The sequence below is a fragment of the Chitinophaga cymbidii genome (assembly GCF_007992715.1).
Taxonomy (GTDB): domain Bacteria; phylum Bacteroidota; class Bacteroidia; order Chitinophagales; family Chitinophagaceae; genus Chitinophaga; species Chitinophaga cymbidii.
In genome coordinates, this window is the sequence record NZ_BKAU01000018.1 from 1 (window position 1) to 1,111 (window position 1,111).

Sequence of the window (1,111 nt, forward strand, 5' to 3'; positions counted from 1 at the left end):
TTTAAAAACTATACCCCAACCTGAACTTCACCGGGTCCGTCCGGGGCACTTGCTGATTGGCCAGGAAATCATATAACAGGATAATATTCCCTTTCAGCTTATTATTGATCTTGTATTTCTTACTGATGCCGAGCAAAGCGCTGCGGCTCCAAAGGGTCACATTCGACAGCTGCCGCATATTCTCAAACGGCGTATTATAATTATACTCGAAACCGCCATTCACAAAGAACGTCCCCTTCAGCTTGTAATCCACAAACGAACGGAGTCCCACTCCCTGGTGCGATATCCGGATATTATTGAACCCGGTACCAAGACCGAGCTTGTATGCCGCACCCAGGCCAACACTGCCGTTCTTGTCAAACTTGTAAGCAGCCTGACCGCCAATGTCTCCCGTTGTGGGAAAGAACTGGGAAGAACGCTGGAACTGCACGTTCGTACCGAATTCCAGCCGTTGCAGGAAACTTTTGGTCTTCATCTCCTTCGGCTTAAAATCCGGCATGTCCCCTGCATTATCCAGGTCAGGGAAGTTCTTCTTCAGCTCTTCAAACTGTGAGCGGGCTGCTTCCATCTGTTGGGTGATGGCCTGCCTGGCATTGGGACCGCCGCTGCCGAGCCTTTGCTGCAACAGCTGGTCTACCTGCGCACGTGTTTGCAGGCCCTCCAGGCTTTGTTCAAGGTTCTGGCTGCCGCCGGCGGAGAGATTGAAGAGCCGGGCCAGCTGTGAATTACGGTTGATGAAATCCTTGTAGGCGGGCACTTTCTGCAGCAGCTCCATGGCTTTGGCCTCGGCCTTCTTCCGGTCTTTGAATACCGCTTTGTATTCGTTGATCTGTTGCGCGTAATAGTAAGCTTCCTTATTGATCTTTTGCAGATCTTTGGTAAGACCCGTATATTGACTTAACTGGGCTTTCAGTTGCTGCTTGCGCTCACGGATATAGTTCTTGACCTGTTCGGCCTGTTGCAGCTTCGATTGTAACTGCTTCACGCTTTCCATCGATTTGCCGAGCTTGCCCTGTATATCTTTTGTTTTTCCAAGCAGCTCTTTGGAGTCTTTCAGAAAGCCGAGCGAGTTCTGAAGGGTATCGAGGTAACCGAAATACTGGCCGTTCAG

The 1,111-nt window shown here is 50.4% G+C and carries 1 protein-coding gene; it reads right to left on the reverse strand.

Annotation, left to right across the window (positions count from 1 at the left end; all coding sequences use genetic code 11):
- Position 1 precedes the first annotated feature (1 nt).
- Positions 2-1,111 (reverse strand): GumC domain-containing protein (locus tag CCY01nite_RS26715; RefSeq protein WP_186831292.1); only part of this gene is annotated, 1,110 nt, incomplete at its 5' end.